A 2,890-nucleotide genomic window follows, 5' to 3' on the forward strand; every position below is an offset into this window, starting at 1 on the left:
TCCCCCCCTCCTCTTATTGCGGCTGTCTATTGACTGAGGGGGTTTGCTTTGGCTGGAGGGCAGCTTGAATGCGAGGTAATTCGAGGAATTTTTTCGTATCAGCTAAAAGGCGATCGCCCCAGAGATTATCCTTAAGGAAAGTCAAATTACCATAGCGATCGTCGATTCGCAGTGCAGCTTCTCCCATTGTCAAACCAGAAGCGCGATCGCCTTTAGTATACAGTGCCACTGCTAATGCTAATAAAGGTTCTGCGGCTTGTTTTTCAAGGGCAACAGCCGTTTGCCATTGCTTGATTGCACCGGGGATATTACCTTGTTCGTAGTTAATTAACCCGACGTTGTTAATCGCAGGCCAGAATTTTTTGTCAGCGGCTACTGCTTTATTGTATTGGGCGATCGCTTCTGGCAATCTACTCAGCTTATAGTAGGCATTCCCTAAATCAAACAATCCCTCTGAGTCATTGGGTTTCAACTTCAAACCCCCTTGATAATACTCTACTGCGGCTTGGTACTTTTCCTGCTGAAAATTAGCTGAACCCAAAGCAAACTGAACGTCAGCATTCTTCGGGTTGAGAGATTGTGCCTTATTTAAAGCAGCGATCGCCGTATCGAACTGCTTGTTTTGCAAATACAAGCCACCTAAGAGAAACCATACTTTATCATTCTTAGGAGCAAGTTGAGATGCCAACTTTGCTCGTGGTAAAGCCATTTCCGTCTGTTGAAACTGCGCTAGTTGAGCGGCTTCTTGTGCCAGACTCAACCCCTGCTGCTCTAATTTAGCTGTATCAAGTTGCAGTGTATGAGGAATCAATGCCTGTGCATGAGCTTTATAAGATAAACTCCAGAAACCACAGGCAACTAAAAGCGAAATTAATCGAACTAATTTGGGCACACTAACGCCTCTTAACCATAAATCTAAAGATTCTTTCAGCTAGCTTAAACGATCTTTCGCTATGAGCGACAGCAAAATTTTGTCCGCTTGGATTAGGGATTAGGAAAAGATTATTCATCTGGATCTGTTTCTTCCCAGTCAAGAGTCCCCAGGCTGATAACTCATCACTAAAGTCACCCGTTCAGGTGAAGTGATTTGTAAGTACATAAGGTTACTATGAGAAAAAACTTAAGTAAATGTAAATAATATTTGTATCGACTAAATCAGGAAATTCTCAATCACCTCTTTATTCCCAGTACCTAATCCTCAATCCCTTTTTGGTAACTTCCTCAAGTTGTTGAAGCGCCGATCAACCATCAACCCGCATCATTTTTTACAGGCTGCTCTTATGACTACGCAAATAGAACTCCCCGTATTTGGTAAAGTAAAAAATCCATTCCGCTGGCTGATTGGGCTGATGGCAGCTGGTGTGGTGGTTGTTGGCGCAACGACGACATACACCTTTGTAAATCAAGGTACACGCAAAGAGGATATTACGCAATTAACTGTGCCGGTAGAAGCGAAAAACGTTACTTTGCGGATTACCACTAGTGGTAAGGTTGTACCAGTTCAAAGCGTGAATATTAGCCCGAAAAATCCGGGAATCTTAAAACAATTGTACGTTGAGCAAGGCGATCGCGTCCAAACCGGAAAAATTCTTGCCCGAATGGATAGTGCCGATATTCAAGCGAGAATCCAGCAATTTAGCGCCAATTTAGCTCAATCTCAGGCTCAGTTAGCCGAAGCACAAGCCGGTAGTCGTCCTCAAGAAATCGACCAATCGAAAGCGCGTTTATCACAAGCCCAAGCGCAATTAGACCAAGCAAAAGCAGGAAATCGTCCTCAAGAAATTGCTCAAGCTCAAGCTTTGGTAGATGCAGCTCAAGCAAAGGCTAATTATAGCAGCAAAAAAGTCAAGCGTTACCAATATTTATATCAGCAGGGAGCAGTTCAAAAACAAGAATTAGATCAATTTATCAGCGAAGATAAAAGCGCGATCGCGAATTTGCTTGAAGCACAAAAACGATTATCGCTGCAACAAGCTGGTAGCCGTTCCGAAGAAATGGCTCAACGCAAAGCAGTCGTAGAAGAAGCAAAAGCGCAGTTGCAGTTGATGGAAAATGGCACCCGTCCGGAAATAATTAATCAGCGTCAAGCAGCTATGGCATCAGCGCAAGCTCAATTGAAGGCGGAGCAAGTTAATTTAGAAGATACGATTATCCGCGCACCTTTTGCAGGAATTGTCACCCAGAAGTATGCTAACATCGGCGCGTTTGTCACTCCCACAACTTCGGCTTCAAGTAGTGCGTCAGCAACTTCTAGTTCAATTGTCGCTGTTGCACGAGGTTTAGAAGTGCTAGCGCAAGTGCCAGAAGCTGATATCGGCAGAATTAAACAGGGACAAAGTGTGGAAATTGTCGCTGATGCTTATCCAGATCAAGTTTTTAAAGGACGTGTACGCTTAATTTCTCCAGAAGCAGTGGTAGAACAAGGTGTAACATCCTTTCAAATACGGGTGGCATTGGATACGGGTGCAGATCAACTGCGTTCTGGCTTAAATGTCGATTTGACGTTCTTAGGCGATCGCTTGTCAAATGCTTTAGTCTTACCAACGGTAGCGATTGTTACCGAAAAAGGTCAAACTGGTGTGTTAATCCCAGACGCGAAAAATAAAGCCCAGTTTCGCGAAGTCACAATCGGTTCGCAAATCAAAGACCAAACTCAGATTTTAGAGGGAGTTAAAGTAGGCGATCGCGTCTTTATTGACCCTCCAAAAGAATACAAAATCGAACAAAAGAAGAATAAAGGGTAAAAGGGAAAGGGAAAAGGGTTTTTAATTTTGGGAAAAGGGTAAAGGGGAGAAAATATTGTTTTTTTATTCTTTTCCCCACTCCCCACTCCCCACTCCCCACTCCCCACTCCCCACTCCCCACTCCCCACTCCCCACTCCCCACTCCC

At 44.0% G+C, this 2,890-nt stretch carries 2 protein-coding genes; one reads left to right on the top strand and one right to left on the bottom strand.

Annotation, left to right across the window (positions count from 1 at the left end):
* Positions 1-13: 13 nt before the first annotated feature.
* The gene (locus OGM63_RS20230) at positions 14-892 is read right to left on the bottom strand and encodes a tetratricopeptide repeat protein (RefSeq protein ID WP_263747453.1); all 879 of its coding nucleotides are present in this window, start codon (positions 890-892) and stop codon (positions 14-16) included.
* A gap of 388 nt (positions 893-1,280) precedes the next feature.
* Between OGM63_RS20230 and OGM63_RS20235 the strand changes: the two genes are divergently transcribed.
* Positions 1,281-2,744 carry an efflux RND transporter periplasmic adaptor subunit gene (locus OGM63_RS20235; RefSeq protein ID WP_263747454.1) on the top strand — a complete coding sequence of 488 codons (1,464 nt, stop codon included), beginning with the start codon at positions 1,281-1,283 and terminating at the stop codon, positions 2,742-2,744.
* Positions 2,745-2,890: the final 146 nt, after the last annotated feature.

It is taken from the genome of Plectonema radiosum NIES-515, from assembly GCF_025753815.1.
Lineage (GTDB): Bacteria > Cyanobacteriota > Cyanobacteriia > Cyanobacteriales > Nostocaceae > Hassallia > Hassallia radiosum_A.

Coding starts and splice junctions, on each gene's coding strand:
- OGM63_RS20235 (WP_263747454.1), top strand. CDS start 1,281: ATGACTACGCAAATAGAACTCCCCGTATTTGGTAAAGTAAAAAATCCA.